We start from the raw sequence: 17,380 nt of genomic DNA, 5'->3' as shown, positions 1-17,380 counted from the left end.
GACGCGGCCGGTTCACCCGGAAGTCGACCGGGAGACGGGTGATCGTCATCCGGCGCCGGTGGAGTTCACCCGTGCAACTGGCGGTGCTCGACCTGGCGGGTACGACGATGGCCGACGACGGGCTCGTGCTCGCCGGTCTGCGTGCCGGCCTGCGCGCCGCCGGGGTCCGTGTCGACGGCCCGTGCTACCCGGCGCTGGACCGCCAGGCCCGCGCGACCATGGACCGCCCGGTCATGACGGTGCTCGGCGAACTGCTCGACGGCGACATGTACCGGGCCCGCCGCGCGCACTCCGCGTTCGCCGACCACCTGCACGCCGCGTTGGACGCGGGCCGCGTACGCCCGGTCCCCGGCGCCGCGCAGACCCTCGACGCACTCCGCGACGCCGGCCTGAGCGTGGCTCTGACCTGCGGGTTCGACCCCGAGCTGCGGGACCGCCTGGTGTCGGCGCTCGGGTTCACCGAGCGGGCGGACATGGTCCTGTCGCCCGCCGACGTCGACGGTCGCGGCCTGCCAGAGCCCGACCTGCTCCACGCCGCCGCCCGGCGGGCCGGGACCGAGCCCGCGCAGGTCGCCGTGACCGGTGACGCGACCGCCGACATCGACGCCGCCGTCCGGGCGGGGGCGGGCCTCGCCGTCGGGGTGCGGGGCGGGGCACACGGCGAGCCGCGGCTGCGCGCCGCGGGCGCGGACGCCGTCATCGACTCGGTCGCGGACCTGCCCGCGCTGCTCGGCCTGCCCAGCTGAGCCCCGCGGCGTAGCGTCCGTCCTGATCATGACCGGTCAGCGGTGACGACGGGGGTGGCGGCGTGGCCCGACGCACGGTGGCGGTGGCGTCGCTCGGAACGACGTTGGCCCTGGTCAGCTACACCGCGCCACTGGCCACCCTGGCCCCGATCGCGGCCGACCTGGGCTCCTCGCCGTCGGGGCGCTCCTGGATCCTGAGCTCGATGAGCCTGGGGCTCACCGCGGTGCTGCTGACCGCGGGGACCCTGGCCGATCGGCTGGGGCGGCGCGCGGTGTTCACGACCGGCGCGGTGGTGCTGGCCCTGGCCTCGGCGGGCGGGGCGTTCGCCACCGGCACCGCCGGGTTCGTCGCCGGCCGGATCGGCCAGGGCGTCGGGGCGGCCGCGGTCGTCGCGTGCAGTCTCGCCCTGATCGGGCACGCGCTGCCGCCGGGCCCGCGCCGCTCGGCCGCGACCGGGCTGTGGGGCGCGGCGCTGGCCGCCGGGATCGCCGCCGGGCCGCTGCTCGCCGGGGTGCTGCCGTGGCGGGTGCTCTACCTGGCCGTCGGCGTCGCCGGGCTGGTGCTGGCCGTGGCCGCGCGGGCGCTGTTGACCGAGTCCACCGCCGGCGCCCCGCGGCCGGTCGACGTCAGCGGGATGGTGCTGCTCGCGGCCGGGCTGACGGTGCTGCTCGCAGGCCTCACCGAGGCGCGACGGCTGCCGGTCACCACCGCGACGGTCGTGCTGCTCGTAGTCGGGGCGGCACTGCTGGCCGGGTTCGTCGTGGTCCAGTTCGTCGTGCCGCACCCGATGGCCGGTCCCCGGTCGTCAACGCGACGCTCGGCCGCGAGGCAGTGGCCTCGGTGCCGCCGGACCGCGCGGGTACCGGCAGCGGCATCAACAACACCGCCCGCTACCTGGGCGCCGCCGTCGGTGTCACGGTGACCTCGGTGCTGACCTCGCCGGCCGGGAACGAGCCGGTGGCCCAGCTGCTGGCGGGCTGGCAGGTGGCCGTGCTGGTCGCGACCGGGTTCACCCTGCTCGGCGCGCTCGTGGCGCTCGGCTGCGCCCGCGCCGCCGCCCCGGCCGGGCGGTGACGCGGGCACTGACGCGGGTGGCGCTCAGACGACTGGGGTGATCGCCCGCAGCGCCTCGGAGCCGCGCACCGCGGTGGTCAGGTCGGCCAGTGCCCGCCCGTGCGCCGCCGCGAGCTCCGCGGACTGTTCGGTGAGGGTGTTGCGGTCCAGGTATCCGGAGTGGTCGAGGTAGAGCCCGGGGGAGAGGACCTGCACGGCGAAGAACCCGGCCAGCACCGAGCGCAGCCCGTCGACGGCGAGGAAGTGGTGCCCGCTCGCCCCGGTCAGCACGACCGCGGCCGCCTTGCCCTGGAGCGGGGCGGTCTTCTCGCCCCACTTGCCGCGTTCGGTGGCCTCCAGCAGTGCCCGCAGCGACGCCGTGTGCCCGGCCCGGTAGACCGGGCTGCCGAACACGACGGCGTCGGCCTCGGCGAAGGCCGCGGTGACCTCGGCGACGGGGGTCTGCGACAGCTCGATCAGCGCGGTGTCGGCCCCGGTGCCGGCGAGGATCCCGGCGACGGCGGCCGCGGTGCGCCCGCCCGGCTCGGGCCCGGCGACGACGCCGATGATGCGGCCCGCGCCACCGCTCACGACACCGCTCACGACGCGGCCCGCGGGGTCAGGGAGTAGGTGCCGCGGTGGAACAGCAGCGGCAGCCGCTCCGGGTCCGCGCCGAGCGCGTCGACCCGGGCGGCGACGATCGTGTGGTCGCCGCCGTCGTACTCGTTCCACAGGGTGCAGTCGACCCAGGCGCCGACGCCCTCCAGGACCGGCGAGCCGGACGGCGCCGCCGTCCAGGACACCCCGGCGAACTTGTCGACCCCGGAGCGGGCGAAGCCGGCGCTGTGGTGCTCGTGGTCGGCGGCCAGCACGTTCACGCAGAACCGGCCCACCTGGCGGATGCGCGGCCAGGTGGAGGACCCGCGCGAGGGCGCGAAGCTCACCAGCGGCGGGTCCAGCGACAGCGAGGCGAAGGACTGACAGGTGAACCCCATCGGCCCGTCCGGTCCGACCGCGGTGACGACGACGACGCCGGACGCGAACGCGCCCAGTGCGTCGCGCATGGCCTCCGGGGTCACCGAGGGGGTCACCGGGGCGGAGTGCGCGCCCACGGCCGGTCCGGTGGAGGAGCGGGACATGACTCGACTGTAGGCGCGCCGACCCGGCAGCGACAACGACCGCGGCCGGGGGTGGCACGCGCCACCCCCGGCCCGTCGTCGTGTCGCGCCACCCGCCGCGGAATCGATCCGGTAGAACTCCCCGTGCCGTGCATCCCGAACTCGTGGGGAGCCCCGGGGTGCCCGAGACGGCAACGGCCGGCGGAGCGATCGCTCCGCCGGCCGTCCTTCACCGGAGCCGGGTGGGGGGACGCCCGGCCGATCCGGCTCAGCTCGCGTAGGCGCGCAGCTTGTCGGCGCGCTCGCCGACCCGCAGCTTCGACATGACCTCGCGCTCGATCTGGCGCACCCGCTCGCGGGAGAGCTTGAAGGCGCGCCCGATCTGGTCGAGCGTGTGCGGCTGCCCGTCGTCGAGGCCGAACCGCATCCGGATGACCTTCTGCTCGCGGTCCTCCAGGGTGGCCAGCACCCGGCGGAGGTCGTCGTGCAGCAGGCTCGAGATCACGGTGTTCTCGGCGTCGGTCGCCTCGGCGTCCTCGATGAAGTCACCGAGCGGCGCCTCCTCCTCGGACCCGACCGGCATGTCCAGGCTCACCGGGTCGCGGGCGTGGTCGAGCAGGTCCTGGATCTTGTGCTCCGGGATGCCCGACTCGGCCGCCAGCTCGGCCTCGGTGGGCTCGCGGCCCTGGCGCTGGTGCATGTCGCGCTTGATCCGGGCCAGCTTGTTGACCTGCTCCACCAGGTGCACGGGCAGCCGGATGGTGCGGGCCTGGTCGGCCATGCCACGGGTGATGGCCTGCCGGATCCACCAGGTCGCGTAGGTCGAGAACTTGAAGCCCTTGGTGTAGTCGAACTTCTCCACCGCGCGGATCAGGCCGAGGTTGCCCTCCTGGATCAGGTCCAGCAGCGGCATCCCGCGCCCGGTGTAGCGCTTGGCCAGGCTCACCACGAGGCGCAGGTTCGCCTCCAGGAGGTGGTTCTTGGCCAGCAGCCCGTCGCGGACGACCGCGCGCAGGTCGCGGCGGTACTGCGGGTCCAGCTCGTCGAGCGTGCCGTCGGCGGCGGCGGTGTCCAGCCGGTGCTGGGCGAACACGCCGGCCTCGATGCGCCGGGCCAGCTCGACCTCCTGCTCCGCGGTCAGCAGCGCGGTCTTGCCGATCCCGTTCAGGTAGACGCGCACCAGGTCCGCGGCGGGGCTCTGGGCGTCGAGATCCTCCGCCACGGCGGCCGCGGCACCGGGTACGCTGGTCTCCAGCGCGGTGCCTCCGTCGCCGTCGGTGCGACGGCGGGAGCTGCGGGCGACCGGCGGGGCGGTCCGCTTCGTGTCGGACGACGACACGGTGGCGCGAGCGGGGGCCTCGGTCGTGAGGCGCGGGCCGGGTACGGCCGGAGCGGTCGTGGTCACCGTCATGTGCAATTCCTCCCCTGCGCGGGCTGCGGCGGGCGATTGATGGGCCTCGCCGCTTGCCCTGTACGGAGTCAACGCATCCGTTCCGGGGATCGTTCCCACGACAAGGCCCCGCAGGCCGGGAAAAGTGGCTGCGGGGCCGTGTCGTCGGTCACATGCAGTTGCGGTTCTCTCAGGGTCCTCTTAGTGAGCGACCCGTCCGGGCGGGCCGGTCAGGGTGCGGGCACCCGCGGGGTGTCCCGCGGGTCGGCCACCGCCCGGACACTGCTGCGCCGCCGCGACGCCTTGCCGGCGCCGGTGTTCTTCCGGCCCGGCACCGAGTGGCCGTACACGGTCTCCATCAGCACCGGCCAGTCGTGGCGCAGCGCGTCGCGGCCCATGAACAGGCCCAGGTGACCGGCGCTCGCCGTCCGGTAGGTGACGTCCGCGGCCGGGGTCCCGACCTTCTCCGCCGCGGCGAACAGCTGCGGCGCCGGGGTGATGTGGTCCGACGAGCCCGCCAGGAGCAGCAGCGGGCAGTCGATCGCCCCCATGTCGACGGTCCGGCCGTCGACGGTGAGCGTGCCCTTGATCAGCCGGTTCTTCCAGAACAGGTTCTCCACCAGCCACAGGTAGAACGCGCCGGGGATGTCCTGGGTGTACTTGAACCAGTCCTCGAACACCCGGTAGCGCTCGACGTGGGTGGGGTCGTCGATGTTCTCCAGCAGCTGCAGCTGGCGGGAGATCTCCGACTGCGGCTGGATCGAGATGAAGTTCGACAGCACCGCCGAACCCGGCATGTTGCCGCCGCCCGCGGCGACCAGTGCCTTGTACGGCGCCATCCCCATCGTGCCCGCCATCAGCCGGGTCGAGGCGGCGATGACCGACTCGCCGGCGTGGAAGTCGATCGGCGCCCCGGCCAGGGTCAGGGTGTTGACCCGGTCCGGGTGCAGCGCGGCGTAGATCGTCGCCAGCCAGCCGCCCTGGCAGTCGCCCACCAGGTTGGCCTTGCCGCCCATCCGCCGGATGGACCGGTCGATCACCGCGAGGTAGTCGGTGATCGTGACGTTCTTCGTCGCGGTCGTCGCGGGCCGCCAGTCCAGTGCGTAGACCTTCGTCAGGCTCGAGGCGCGGATCATGGCGATCTGGCTCTGCTGCGGCGAGTAGTCCACGACGGTCGAGGAGTGCCCGGCCTGGGGCGGCAGCACCAGGGTGGGGACCACGTCGTCGTCGCGGTGCTCGGCGGCGGTGAAGTCGCGCAACGACGCGAACGGCGTCGACAGCACCACCTCGTTGGCCAGGTGCCAGGTCGGCTCGCGCCGGTCGGCCATCGCCGAGAGCCACAGCAGCCCGCGCCGGGCGGCGTCGCCGGGCCGGGCCATCCGCTGGACCGCGTCGATCCAGTAGGCGCCGGTGGCGCGACCGACCTCGGTCACGACCTTCGTCAGGTTCCGGGTGTTGTACGACACGAGGTACCGGAGGGGGTCCGGCCGGTCGTCGCTCCCGGTGGCCGCGGCCACGGGGGTCTCGGGAAGGGCACGTGGTCCGTGCTCCCCGGAGGGTGCGGACCGTCGGGTGATCGCCGTGCTCATGGGCCTCTCCCATCAACTCTGATGACCGGGGGCTAACCGGGTTACCGAACGGTAAAGCGCGTTCGGTATCTCAAGCAAGCGCTGGCTACTCCGGAGTAGTGCTTGCTTCCCTTAGCGCAGGTGAGAGGCCTTACAAGTCTCAGGGGCTGCCTACCGGTGAGTACCCGGTCACCATGTGTCCATCCCGTTGCGCGTCCCGACACCCGTGGGAGCCCGGGAACCCAGGCACGGAGACCGAACCGGCCGTCAGGAGTGACGAACAGTGACCACGCAGCCCCTGTCCCAGCCCGAGTCCGAGAACGGCAGCGCCGCCGCGTCGAACCAGGCCGCGGAGGTGCTGCGGCGGCAGGCGGCCGGCCTCGTCCGGGACCTGCGCGAGCTCGCCAGCCCGGAGGGCGTCGCGGCGAAGGTGGACCCGGTGGGCTTCGCCGGGGCCCTCGGCGAGGCCGCCCGCTCGCTCGCCACCCGCCCCGGCGCGCTGCTGCGCACCGGGCTCGGCTTCGGCGTCGACTCGGCCAAGGCGGTGACCGCCGCCGCCGCGCGCGCCGTCGGCGGGACGACCACCGGCCCGGCGTCGCTGCCCGAGAAGGACAAGCGCTACGCCGACCCGGCCTGGGAGGGCAACGCCTGGTACTACCTGGCCCGTCAGGAGCACGCCCTGCTCGCCGACCGGCTGACCGAGCTGTCGCAGGCGGCCCGCGTCTCGCCGACGGCACGCCGCAAGCTGGACTGGCTGGTCGGTCAGATCATCGAGGCGCTGGCCCCGCCGAACGCGATCGTCACCAACCCGGCCTGGCCGAAGAAGATCGTCGAGACCGGCGGGCTGAACATCGTGCGGGGCGCGCGCAACATGCTCCGCGACGCCGTGCAGAACCAGGGGATGCCGCGTCAGGTCACCCCCGGCGCCTTCCAGGTGGGCAAGGACCTCGCGGTCACCCCGGGGCACGTCGTGTTCCGCAACCGGCTGATCGAGCTCATCCAGTACGAGCCGCAGACCGCCGAGGTCCACGAGGTCCCGCTGCTCATGAGCCCGCCGTGGATCAACAAGTACTACATCATGGATCTCGCGCCGCAGAAGTCGCTGGTGGAGTGGGCGGTGCAGCACGGCCACACCGTCTTCATGATCAGCTACCGCAACCCGGACTCATCGCTGGCCGACGTGACGATGAGCGACTACCTGCAGGAGGGGCCGGTCGCGGCCATGGACGTCGTCCGGGAGATCACCGGGCAGGACAAGGTCAACGTCGCCGGGCTCTGCCTGGGTGGCGCACTGTCCGCGGCGATGACGGCGTGGCTGGAGGCCAAGGGCGACCAGCGCGTCAACTCGCTGACCCTGATGAACACGCTGCTCGACTACTCCGGCCCCGGCCAGCTGGGCGTGTTCACCGACGAGAAGACGGTGAACCGGCTCGAGCGGAACATGCGCAAGGACGGGTACCTGCCCGCCACCAGCATGAAGACGACCTTCGACCTGCTGCGGTCCACCGACCTGGTCTGGAACTACGTCGTCAACGACTGGATGCTCGGCGAGGACCCGAAGCCCTTCGACATGCTGACCTGGAACTCCGACTCCACCCGCATGCCGGCCGCGATGCAGACCGAGTACCTGCGGACGCTGTACCTGGAGAACCGCTTCGCCGAGGGCAAGCTGGAGCTGGCGGGGGAGCGGCTCGACGTGGCCGACATCCGGCCCGACAGCTACGTCGTCACCGCGGAGTCCGACCACATCGCGCCCTGGAAGTCGGTCTACACCGGGGCGTCGAAGATCGGGGGCACCGTGCGGTTCGTGCTGTCGAACTCCGGGCACATCGCCGGCGTGGTGAACCCGCCGTCGCCGAAGTCGCGGCACTGGTTCGGCGAGAGCGACGACCTCCCGGCCCGCGCCGAGGACTGGCGCGACGACGCCACCGAGCGCAAGGCCTCCTGGTGGGAGGACTGGACGCCGTGGATCGCCGAGCGTGCGGGCGCGGAGGTCGCGGCGCCGAAGAGGATCGGGTCCGACGTGCACCCGCCGCTGGAGCCCGCTCCCGGCCGTTACGTGCTGCGGGGCTGATCCGGCACCCCGGCCCCGTCGCCGCCCCGATGATGACCGCTGGTCACCCGGGCGGCGCGGTGTCCACGATGGCCGGCGACCGGCACCATCCCTCATGGACACTGCACCGGATGCGTGCACAACCGCGGTCCGGCGGGGAGAATGCGTCGCCATGGACCGCGTACGTTCTGTGCCCGCGCGCCGGCGACTGCCGCGCGGGTCCCTCCGGGCGGGGACGCCGTGAGCCGCGCGGGGGAGGCCCGCGCCCGCGGCGGCCGCCGGAGACCGAGCGCCGGGGGGACCACTGCCGACGAGCTGCGTGAGAACGGCCGCAGGGCCGCCGAGGACGCCTGGAGCGCGCAGGTGAACGCCCTGGGCGGGTTCATCCGGGCGCAGCGGCAGATGGCGAAGCTCTCGCTGCGGGAGATGGCGGCGATGACCCAGGTGTCCAACGCCTACCTCAGCCAGGTCGAGCGGGGGCTGCACCAGCCGTCGCTGAAGGTGCTGCGCTCGATCGCCGACGCGCTGCACCTCAACACCGACCAGATGCTCAGCCGGGCCGGCTGGGCGGTCGGCGACCCGGACACCGCGGGCGACGCCGCCCCGCCCGAGGAGGCCGCGGCCACGTCCCCGCCGGGTGTCGAGGCGGCGATCGAGGCCGACGCACGGCTGTCCGACGAGCAGAAGGCGGCGCTGCTCGGGGTGTACCGGAGCTTCGTGCAGCGGGACTGAGCAGGCGTGCTTGACATACTTAACGGGCGTGCGTAGTTTTCTTGGCATGCCGGGGTGCTCGTCGTGCGCCCCGTCCGCACCCCAGACACGTCTCCCGGGAGGGAAGCACCGATGACCGCCTCCACCGAGCAGTTCGTCGACATCGCCAAGCGTGGCCAGGACCTGGTCACCGAGTCCGTCCGCGGGTGGACCGAGGCCGCGAGCGGCCTGGCCCGCCAGTTCGGTGCCGGGGACCGCCCGCAGCTGCCCGACGCGGGCGCCGCCGTCGAGCGCGTCTTCGACTTCTACGAGCAGGTGCTCGGCCACCAGCGCGAGTTCGCGCGGACCGTCGTCAGCGCCGGTACCTCGGTGTTCGACCAGGTCACCGAGCAGGCGACCAAGGCGGTCGAGGCCGTGACCGAGCACGCTGGGCGCAGCGCCGAGGCCGTCGCGGAGAAGACCGCGCGCGCCACCCGCAGCACCACCAAGTGAGTCCCCGACCTGGGACTCCCTGAACGACCTCGACGGCCCCCGCCCGGTCACCCGGGCGGGGGCCGTCGTCGTGTGACGGGACCGGGGTGTCCCTACCGGCGGGTGGGGGAGAGGCTGGGCCAGCCGTCACCCCGAGGGCGGTCAGAACGGGATCAGCGGCACCACGAGGACCCGGGCGAGCAGCACGACCACGAACACGATCAGGACCGACAGGTCCAGCCCGACCGCTCCCATCCGCACCGGCTGCACCCGGCGGCGGATCGGGGCGACGACCGGTTCGGTGAGCCCGTGGGTGATCCGCCGGGCGGTGTCGAGCACGGCGCCACCCCGCCCGGACCCGAGCACCTCGATCCAGTCCACGACGACCCGCGCGATCAGGACGAGCTGGAACAACCCCAGCAACGACGACAGCAGATACGCGACCATGCCCACATCGTCCCCTTTCCGGCTGAGAGTCCGGTGAGAGGACGCTGTGACGCGATGACGAGACTGCGGCGACGAGAGCCGCGGCGACGAGCTCGGCGTTCAGACCTCGACGAGCACCGTGAACGGCCCGTCGTTGACCGACTCCACGGCCATCCGCGCCCCGAACTCGCCCGTCCGCACCGTCGCGCCGCGCCCGCGCAGTGCGGCCACCACGGCGTCGACGACCGGCTCGGCGTCCTGCGGGCGCGCGGCCGCCGACCAGAACGGCCGGCGGCCCTTCCGGGTCTCGCCGTACAGGGTGAACTGGCTGACGACCAGCAGCGGGGCGCCGGTGTCGGCGCAGGACAGCTCGCCGCCGTCCGCCCCGGTGAGGATCCGCAGCTCGTGCAGCTTGCGGGCCATCGTGTCGACCTTCCGTGCGGTCGCGGCGGGGTCGGAGCCGACGTCGTCGACGTGCACGCCGAGCAGTACCAGCAGCCCGGGCCCGATCTCCCCGGACACCCGCAGCGGTGTGCCGTCGGGCGCCTCGACCGTCACCGACGCCCGCCGCACCCGCGCGACGACGGCCCTCACCCGACCGGCCCCGACGGCGACGCGGCCGCGGTCCGCGCGGGCACCGGGTGCGGCCAGCCGTCCACCGGCTGCAGGAGCCCGTGCCGCACGAACTCGCGCACCGCGGGCAGGGTCGCCGCGACCAGGGCGTCGGTCGGCAGGTCGTGGGCGTAGGACAGCAGCGCCAGCAGCTCCGACAGGGGCAGCTCGCCGCGGCAGCCGGCCAGCAGCGCCGCCGCCGGGCCGTCGACGGGGTGCTCCCAGCCGGGGCCGCCCCAGCGGCGCACGGTCGTGGACAGCTCGGCCCAGCCGCCGTCGGGGTCGACCGACGACGCCGACTCCAGCACGGTCTCCGGGGCGAGCAGCAGCCGTGCGCCCAGCAGGTCGTCGTCGCGGGTGTGGGCGCGCAGCCAGTCGACCCGGTCCAGCCAGCCGGTCATCTCCCGGCCCAGTCCCTCGCCCAGCTCGCCGGGCAGGTCCTCGACCACGACGGTCGGCTCGGCCTCGGGGTCGGAGGTGCGGCGCAGCATCAGGAAGCCGAACCCGACCCCCTCCACCCGCTCGGCGGCCATCCAGTCCAGCCAGGCCCCGGCCTGCTCGCGCGCCGCCCGCGAGCTCGGGACCAGCCCGGCGTCGCGCTGCCAGGTGCCCACGTGCAGGCCAGGGTCGACGACCTCGCGCTGGAGCACCCAGGCGTCGACGCCGGCGGGCAGCCAGGAACGCACCCGGTCCGGCCAGTCCTCGCCGCGCACGTGCAGCCACGACCCCAGCAGCTGCGCGACCCCGCCCGGGTTGAGCAGGTCGGGCAGCTCGCCCAGCAGCGCGGCCAGCGCGGAGTCCCCGGCGGTGCCGGAGTCGCGGTAGACGTAGTCCACCCGCGGCGGGCCCGGCACGAACGGCGGGTTGGACACCACCTGGTCGAAGCGCTCCCCGGCCACCGGGGCGAACCACGGACCCTCCCGCAGGTCGACCTCCACCCCGGACAGCCCCAGCGACAGCCGGGCCAGCGCCAGCGCCCGGGGCAGCACGTCGGTGGCGGTGACCCGCATCGCGTGCCGGGAGCCGTGCAGCGCCTGCACCCCGCAGCCGGTGCCCAGGTCGAGCAGGGTGCCGACCGGGCGGCGGACGGTCGCCGCGGCCAGCGTCAGCGACGCCCCGCCGACGCCGGTGACGTGCTCGCGGTCCTGCCGCGCGGCGGGGGTGTCGATGTCGGACACCACCCACCAGTCGGTGCCCGGCTCGCCCTCGGCGCCGACGCCCTCGCCGTAGGGGCGCACGTCCAGCGCGGCCCGGATGCCGTCGGGGGTGCGACGCAGGATCCGGCCCTCCAGCAGCGGGTCCAGGTCGCCCAGTGCCGCGGTCACCGCCGGCTCGGGCTCGGTGTCCTCGAGCAGGAACAGCCGCACCAGGGTGCCGAGCTCACCGCCGTCGCGGCTGGCACGGGCGGCGGGCTCCGGTTCGCCGCGGGTCAGCGCGTCGTGCGCGGAGCGCCCCAGCAGGGCGCGCACGCCGTCCGGGGTGTAGGCCGCGTCCAGTAGGCAGCCGCGGACGCGTTCGATGGCACCGGCGTCGAGATGGGGGAGCACCCCGCCATTGTCGCGTGCCATCCTGTGCGGCATGAGCGGGATCTGCATCGCCCAGGAACCGGAGGCCGACGCGCTGCTGGAACGCGAGCCCCTCGCGTTGCTGATCGGCATGCTGCTCGACCAGCAGATCCAGATGGAGGTCGCGTTCCGTGGCCCGCTGAAGCTCTACGAACGCCTCGGTGGGCTCGACGTGCGCGTCATCGCCGACCACGACCCCGAGGCCTTCGCGACGCTCGCCACCACCCCGCCCGCCATCCACCGCTACGGCGGCTCGATGGCCAAGCGGGTGCAGGAGATGTGCCGCGTGATCGTGGAGGACTGGGACGGGGACCCGGCCGCGATCTGGACCCGGCCCGGGGCCGACGGCGCCGCGCCCGACGGACGTGAGGTGCTGCGCAGGCTCAAGGCGCTGCCCGGCTACGGCGAGCAGAAGGCGAAGATCTTCCTCGCGATCCTCGGCAAGCAGTACGGGGTCACCCCGGACGGCTGGCGGGAGGCCGCGGGGGACTACGGCGCCGACGGCACCCGGCTCTCCGCGGCCGACGTCGTCGACGGGCAGACCCTCCTCGAGGTGCGCGACACGAAGAAGGCGATCAAGGCCGCGGCGCGCGAGAAGAAGGCCGCTGCGGCGAAGTGATCCGCCGAGAGGGCTAGCATCACAGGCGTGCACAAGGTTCCGGAGGCGCTCGCCGGCGCACGCGTGATCGACCCGGACCAGGTCTGCGACGCCGTCGCGGTGCTCGCCGACTCGGAGAAGGTGGCCGAGGCGGCGACCGTCCTGGACGTCCTGGGCGAGGCCAACCGTCTGTCGCTGCTGCTCGCGCTGCAGCACGCCGGGGACCTCTGCGTCTCCGACCTCGCCGTCGCCGTCGGGATGAGCGACTCGGCCGTCTCGCACGCGCTGCGCCTGCTGCGCGCACACGGCATGGTCACCGCCCACCGCGAGGGACGGCTGGTCCGCTACCGGTTGACCGACGGGCTCGCCCGCCGCGTGCTGGAGATCGTGTCGGCGGTCGCCGTCGCCCCGGGCGCGCTGCACGCGCACGGCGCCGAGGACGGGGAGGCGTCGTGACCCCCGCCATGATCGAGCAGGTTCGCCCACCGGTGCCGGCCGAGAAGCTCGACCACGAGATCGCCCGGCTGCTCGACGCCCTCCAGTCGGTCTACGACGACGGCTGGTACCCCGAGCTCGAGGTCGTGCGCCCCTGGTCGACGCACAACCCGCGGATCTCCGGCGAGTTCGCCCGGCCGTGCGCGATCCGCCGCTACCTGCACCGGGAGCTGCGCGGCCTGCTCGCCGCCGGGGCCACCGTCACCGCCCGCGCCGCCCGACCGGCCCGGGCGTTCACCGACCCGGAGTTCTTCGCCGCGCTCGACGAGGACCGCTTCGACCTGCGCGTGAAGAAGCTGTTCCTGTTCGGCCCGGAACGCATGGCGCTCTCGCTCGACCGGCTCTCGCACTACACCGGCACCCCGGCCGAGTCCTTCCAGCGGCACGTGCTGTTCACCAACTACGCCATGCACGTCGAGTCGTTCCTGGAGCGCTTCCCCGACGCCGAGCGGCCCGACCGCGCCGGTGTCCAGATGCCCGCCTACCACCACCCGGGCGCCGACGGCGACGGCGTGACCCTGGTGAACATCGGCGTCGGCCCGGCCAACGCCAAGACCGTCACCGACCACCTCGCGGTGCTCCGCCCGGACACCATGATCATGATCGGGCACTGTGGCGGCCTGCGGAACCGCCAGGAGCTGGGCGACTTCGTGCTGGCCACGGCCTACCAGCGGGCCGATCACGTGCTCGACGAGGTGCTCCCGGCGGACGTCCCGGTCATCCCGAGCATCCGGCTCAACGGCTACCTGATGGACGCGCTCGGCGCGGCCGAGGCGACCTGGCGACCGGGGGTCGTGCACACCACCGACAACCGCAACTGGGAGTTCAACCAGGCCGCGACGCTGCACCGGATGCGGCTGGCCCGGGCCGTCGCGGTGGACATGGAGTCCGCGACGATCGCGGCCAACGGCTTCCGCTACCGGATCCCGAACGCGACCCTGCTGTGCGTGTCGGACAAGCCGCTGCACGCCGAGCCCAAACTGGCCGGCGGCGCGCGGGCGTTCTACGAGACGAGCAAGCGCAAGCACCTCGGGATCGCGCTGGACGCGCTGGACCGGGTCCGCGCCGAGCACCCCGACGGGCTGCCCGGCTCCGAGGTCCGCTCCGCCGACGAGCCGCTGCTCGGCAACGGGCCCGACGGGGCCTGAGCCGCCCCGCCGGCCGGCAGGGTCAGAGCGGCCGGGTGTACCCGGCCCGGTCGGGCTGGTAGCCGAACCGCGCCAGGAACGGGTGCGGCCCGTCCCCGGCGGTGTCCCCGGCCCGGGCCAGGACGGCGCCGCGGGCGCGCCCGTGCTCGTGCGCCCACTCCAGCAGCGCCGACCCGACCCCGCGCCGCCGCCACCCGACGGCGACCCGCAGCCCCTCGACCTGCAACCGGGTCGTGCCACGCAGGACGGGCCCGGGCAGGATCGTGAGCTGCACGGTCGCGACCACCCGGCCGTCGCCGGCGCGGGCGACCGCGAGGAACCGGCCGGGGTCGCGGTCCAGGGCGTCGAAGGCCTCCTCGTAGGGCGCGAGGTCCGGGTCGTCCGGGTCGTCCGGGTCGGCGGTGTCCCCGGCGCCCGACAGCAGCGCGACGACCGCGGGGACGTCGGCCCGGGTGGCCCGGTCGACGACGAGCCGGCCCCCGGCCAGCACGACGTCCGCACCCGCCGGGTGGGCCGAGGCCCGGACGCCGTCGACGACCCGGTCCAGCCAGGCGCCGACGTTCTCCCTGGCCTCGTCGGTGTCGGGGTAGCGGCAGCGCAGGTGCAGGCCCGCCTCGTCGAGGATGAACCAGAGCATCACGCCGTCGGCGTCGCCCGCGGAGCTGACGTACTGCGCCTCCAGCCCGGCGTGGTCGATGCGCACCGGCAGCCGTCGCAGGTCCAGCCAGGAGATCGCGAACATGCCGGGGGCCTCGGGCATCCCGCCCCAGGGGGCCAGCACGTCGTCGAGCGGCCAGGACCCGAGCCGCACGGCCTCGCGGACGGCGTCGGCGCAGGCCCGCGGGTCCGGGTCGCCCGCGTCGATCACCGCGTTGGTGATGAACCAGCCGACCGAGCCGTGCCACCGGTCGTCGTAGCGGCTGTGCACCGGGAACACCGCGCGCAGCGGGGCGTGCGCCAGCTCCCGGGTGGTGCGGGTCATGACCGAGGTGACCAACGCCAGCGTCGACACCCCGGATGCGCGTGCCCGGCGTTCGAACAGCGCGCAGTCGTCGACGCCGAGCACGTCGCGCACCTCCACGCGCTCCGGGGGAGCGGGGGTGAGCTCCCCGAGCGGCAGCGGGAAGCGGGGCATCACGTCGCCGCCCGCGGCCAGGATCTCCGCCCAGCGCTGCCGGACCTGGTCGGGTGCGGGCTCGCGGCCGGCCAGGGCGGCGGTGTGCTCGGCGAAGGGGCGCACGGTGCCGGCCGGCAGCGTCCCGCCCAGGCCCTGCACGAGGTCGCGCAGGATCACCAGCAGCGACCACATGTCGACGTGGGCGTGGTCGGCGGCCACGACGAGCGTCGGCCGGTCCGCGGTGAGGATCACACAGAGCCGGTGCGAGGGCGCCGCGTAGGGGGTGCAGCGCTCGTCGAGCATCCGCCGGACGGCGTCGTCGACGGCCTGGCCGGGCGCGATGGGGTGGGTGACCCAGCGGCCGGGACGCAGGTCCACCTCGTGCAGCCGGGGACCGGCAGGGCCGGGGGAGAACACCGTGCGCAGCGTCCCGTGCCGGCGCAGCACCGCCAGCCAGGCCTCGGCCAGCGCGTCGAGGTCGACCGCGGGCAGCCGGCAGGTGATCGCCATCCACGAGCCGGGCCGGTCCCCGCGGTCGACGTGGCGGCGCTGGTCGAACGAGACCGGGACCGGGTCGCCCCTGCGGCCGACGGTGACGTCGTAGCCGAGCAGCGTCCCGTAGGGAAGGCGCAGGTGCGTCACGCTCGTCAGCCGCATGGCCATAACCTAGGCCGACGATGATCAGGAGGCGTAGCGCATGGCCACGTTCGGGATCGCCGGGGCGACGCTCGACTTCGACGTACGCGACGAACCCGGCGCTCCGGCGGTGGTGGCGCTGCACGGCCTCACCTCCAGCCGCCGCCGCGAGACCCTGATGCGGCTCGACATCGCCTCCCGGGTCGAGGGCATCCGGCTGCTGCGCTACGACGCGCGCGGCCACGGCCTCTCCGGCGGCACCACCGACCCCGCCGACTACCGGTGGCCCGCGCTGGCCCGGGACCTGCTGGGGCTGCTCGACCACGTCCTGCCCGGTGAGCGGGTGCACGGGGTCGGACCGTCGATGGGCGCCGGAACGCTGCTGCACGCCGCACTGGCCGACCCGGGCCGGTTCGCCAGCCTCACCCTGATGCTGCCGCCGACCGCCTGGGAGACCCGGCGCGCCCGGGCCCGCGACTACGAGCGCTCCGCGCTGGCCGTGGAGGCCGCCGGCATCGCGGCGCTCGACGCCGGCGCCGACGACGCGGATCTCCCCCCCCGGCCGCCCGGGGCCGCCCGCGGACCGAACCCGACGTACGCGCCGACCTGCTCCCGGCCATCCTGCGCGGCGCGGCCGCCACCGACCTCCCCGCACCGGAGGAGCTGGAGCGGATCACGGTGCCGGTGCAGATCCTGGCCTGGACCGGGGACCCGGGGCATCCGGAGTCCACCGCGCAGACCCTGCGGGAGCGGCTGCCCGCGGCCGGGCTGTCGATCGCGGCGACCCCGGACGACGTCGTGTGGTGGTCGCGGCTGCTCGCCGCGCGGCTGCGTCGCTGGGAGTCGCTGGATCCCACCGTCGACGGACCCTCGGATGTGCGCGAGGCGCCCCGCGGGCGCCCGCGCAGAGAACGCACAGGGGTGTCACCATGGAGAGGGAGGTGGTTCGACAGTGGCTGACCAGCGACGCGAGGACCCCGTTCTCATCACGGACGCGCAGATGTCCTACGAAGAGGAACTGGAGATCCGCAAGCGGCGCTACAAGTGGACGATGGGCATGCGGATCCCGTGCATGGTCCTCGCCGGCGTCTTCTACACCTACCCGTGGGTCGCGGTGACCCTGCTCGTGATCTCCGTGCCGCTGCCGTGGATGGCGGTGCTGATCGCGAACGACCGGCTGCCGCGCAAGGCCGAGAAGCCCAACCGGCACCGCCAGGGGCACCGGGCCATCGAGGCCCGCCCGCACCCGGTGATCGACCAGGCGGACGAGCCACCTCCCGGTGACGGGCCCACGACCGACGACGAGCAGCCCACGGGCACGGCGGGCGGCGGCACCACCTCCACGCGTTGAGGCCGTGTTCGGGCATCATGGGCGCCATGTCCACGACGACGCTGCCCGAGGTCGACACCCGGCCGGAGACCACCGACAAGACCGGTGACGACCGGCCGGACATGTTCCACTACGTCAAGAAGGACCGGATCGCCGAGAGCGCCGTCCTGGGGAACATGGTCGTGGCACTGTGCGGCGAGACCTTCCCGGTGACCAAGTCGCCCAAGCCGGGGTCGCCGGTGTGCCCGCAGTGCAAGGAGATCTTCGACGGGCTCCCCCCTGGTGGCGGCGACGGCGAGTGAGACCCGCCCGAGGCGGCGCCGAGAGGGCGCCGCGCCTGCG

Annotated in this window: 19 protein-coding genes; 11 read left to right on the top strand and 8 right to left on the bottom strand. The window is 74.2% G+C overall.

Features of this window, described 5'->3' with window-relative positions:
* Nucleotides 1–71 precede the first annotated feature (71 nt).
* The 3 genes from KPL59_RS00795 to KPL59_RS00785 all read left to right on the top strand — a co-directional run bounded on the left by KPL59_RS00795 (nt 72) and on the right by KPL59_RS00785 (nt 1,821).
* Nucleotides 72–746, top strand: a complete 675-nt coding sequence (locus tag KPL59_RS00795) for an HAD family hydrolase (RefSeq protein ID WP_083702309.1) — start codon at nt 72–74, stop codon at nt 744–746.
* 62 nt (nt 747–808) lie between these two features.
* Nucleotides 809–1,669 carry an MFS transporter gene (locus KPL59_RS00790; protein ID WP_226351241.1) on the top strand — a complete coding sequence of 287 codons (861 nt, stop codon included), beginning with the start codon at nt 809–811 and terminating at the stop codon, nt 1,667–1,669.
* A gap of 5 nt (nt 1,670–1,674) precedes the next feature.
* Entirely contained in the window at nt 1,675–1,821 is a 147-nt protein-coding gene (locus KPL59_RS00785; RefSeq protein ID WP_226359594.1) for a hypothetical protein, read from the top strand.
* Between the two features lie 24 nt (nt 1,822–1,845).
* On the opposite strand, the gene KPL59_RS00780 is transcribed toward KPL59_RS00785, so the two are convergent.
* The 4 genes from KPL59_RS00780 to KPL59_RS00765 form a co-directional block, all read right to left on the bottom strand.
* A complete protein-coding gene (locus KPL59_RS00780) occupies nt 1,846–2,403 on the bottom strand; it encodes an NAD(P)H-dependent oxidoreductase (protein WP_226359593.1) in 558 nt (185 codons plus the stop codon).
* Nucleotides 2,400–2,939 carry a flavin reductase family protein gene (locus KPL59_RS00775; protein ID WP_020627816.1) on the bottom strand — a complete coding sequence of 180 codons (540 nt, stop codon included), beginning with the start codon at nt 2,937–2,939 and terminating at the stop codon, nt 2,400–2,402. The genes KPL59_RS00780 and KPL59_RS00775 overlap by 4 nt, the downstream gene beginning before the upstream one ends.
* A 247-nt stretch (nt 2,940–3,186) precedes the next feature.
* Nucleotides 3,187–4,335 carry a sigma-70 family RNA polymerase sigma factor gene (locus KPL59_RS00770; RefSeq protein WP_226359592.1) on the bottom strand — a complete coding sequence of 383 codons (1,149 nt, stop codon included), beginning with the start codon at nt 4,333–4,335 and terminating at the stop codon, nt 3,187–3,189.
* Nucleotides 4,336–4,538: 203 nt separating this feature from the next.
* Nucleotides 4,539–5,897, bottom strand: coding sequence for an alpha/beta fold hydrolase (locus KPL59_RS00765; RefSeq protein ID WP_226359591.1), 1,359 nt, complete (start codon nt 5,895–5,897; stop codon nt 4,539–4,541).
* A gap of 262 nt (nt 5,898–6,159) precedes the next feature.
* Between KPL59_RS00765 and KPL59_RS00760 the strand changes: the two genes are divergently transcribed.
* The 3 genes from KPL59_RS00760 to KPL59_RS00750 all read left to right on the top strand — a co-directional run bounded on the left by KPL59_RS00760 (nt 6,160) and on the right by KPL59_RS00750 (nt 9,132).
* A complete protein-coding gene (locus KPL59_RS00760) occupies nt 6,160–7,950 on the top strand; it encodes an alpha/beta hydrolase (RefSeq protein WP_226359590.1) in 1,791 nt (596 codons plus the stop codon).
* Between the two features lie 219 nt (nt 7,951–8,169).
* Entirely contained in the window at nt 8,170–8,661 is a 492-nt protein-coding gene (locus KPL59_RS00755) for a helix-turn-helix domain-containing protein (RefSeq protein ID WP_226359589.1), read from the top strand.
* 111 nt (nt 8,662–8,772) lie between these two features.
* The gene (locus KPL59_RS00750) at nt 8,773–9,132 is read left to right on the top strand and encodes a hypothetical protein (protein ID WP_226359588.1); all 360 of its coding nucleotides are present in this window, start codon (nt 8,773–8,775) and stop codon (nt 9,130–9,132) included.
* A 141-nt stretch (nt 9,133–9,273) separates the two neighbouring features.
* Here the strand turns inward: KPL59_RS00750 and KPL59_RS00745 are convergent, their stop codons facing one another.
* From KPL59_RS00745 to KPL59_RS00735, 3 genes are all read right to left on the bottom strand, one after another.
* Nucleotides 9,274–9,558, bottom strand: coding sequence for a YggT family protein (locus KPL59_RS00745; RefSeq protein WP_020622897.1), 285 nt, complete (start codon nt 9,556–9,558; stop codon nt 9,274–9,276).
* Nucleotides 9,559–9,657: 99 nt separating this feature from the next.
* The gene (gene dtd, locus KPL59_RS00740; RefSeq protein WP_226359587.1) at nt 9,658–10,131 is read right to left on the bottom strand and encodes a D-aminoacyl-tRNA deacylase; all 474 of its coding nucleotides are present in this window, start codon (nt 10,129–10,131) and stop codon (nt 9,658–9,660) included.
* Nucleotides 10,128–11,717, bottom strand: coding sequence for a methyltransferase (locus KPL59_RS00735; RefSeq protein ID WP_226359586.1), 1,590 nt, complete (start codon nt 11,715–11,717; stop codon nt 10,128–10,130). The genes dtd and KPL59_RS00735 overlap by 4 nt, the downstream gene beginning before the upstream one ends.
* A 10-nt stretch (nt 11,718–11,727) precedes the next feature.
* Here KPL59_RS00735 and KPL59_RS00730 point away from each other — a divergent pair, with 10 nt between their 5' ends.
* The 3 genes from KPL59_RS00730 to KPL59_RS00720 are packed head-to-tail and all read left to right on the top strand — an operon-like array spanning nt 11,728 to nt 13,955.
* Nucleotides 11,728–12,333, top strand: a complete 606-nt coding sequence (locus tag KPL59_RS00730) for an HhH-GPD-type base excision DNA repair protein (protein ID WP_226351249.1) — start codon at nt 11,728–11,730, stop codon at nt 12,331–12,333.
* Between the two features lie 27 nt (nt 12,334–12,360).
* Nucleotides 12,361–12,768, top strand: a complete 408-nt coding sequence (locus tag KPL59_RS00725) for a helix-turn-helix transcriptional regulator (protein WP_226351250.1) — start codon at nt 12,361–12,363, stop codon at nt 12,766–12,768.
* Nucleotides 12,765–13,955 (top strand): AMP nucleosidase, encoded by a 1,191-nt coding sequence (locus KPL59_RS00720; protein ID WP_020622892.1) that lies wholly within the window; start codon nt 12,765–12,767, stop codon nt 13,953–13,955. The genes KPL59_RS00725 and KPL59_RS00720 overlap by 4 nt, the downstream gene beginning before the upstream one ends.
* Before the next feature lie 22 nt (nt 13,956–13,977).
* On the opposite strand, the gene KPL59_RS00715 is transcribed toward KPL59_RS00720, so the two are convergent.
* Complete coding sequence (locus tag KPL59_RS00715; RefSeq protein WP_226351251.1) at nt 13,978–15,729, bottom strand: GNAT family N-acetyltransferase; 1,752 nt, start codon at nt 15,727–15,729, stop codon at nt 13,978–13,980.
* 40 nt (nt 15,730–15,769) lie between these two features.
* On the opposite strand from KPL59_RS00715, the gene KPL59_RS36630 reads away from it, so the two are divergent.
* Nucleotides 15,770–17,059, top strand: coding sequence for an alpha/beta fold hydrolase (locus KPL59_RS36630; protein WP_308187802.1), 1,290 nt, complete (start codon nt 15,770–15,772; stop codon nt 17,057–17,059).
* Between the two features lie 26 nt (nt 17,060–17,085).
* Complete coding sequence (locus KPL59_RS00700) at nt 17,086–17,340, top strand: DUF3039 domain-containing protein (RefSeq protein WP_043279309.1); 255 nt, start codon at nt 17,086–17,088, stop codon at nt 17,338–17,340.
* Nucleotides 17,341–17,380: the final 40 nt, after the last annotated feature.

This window comes from Pseudonocardia sp. ICBG1142 (assembly GCF_020496255.1).
In the GTDB taxonomy this organism is placed as follows: domain Bacteria; phylum Actinomycetota; class Actinomycetes; order Mycobacteriales; family Pseudonocardiaceae; genus Pseudonocardia.
Note: the sequence above shows the minus strand (reverse complement) of the source record. Positions and strands in the feature narration are given on the sequence as shown.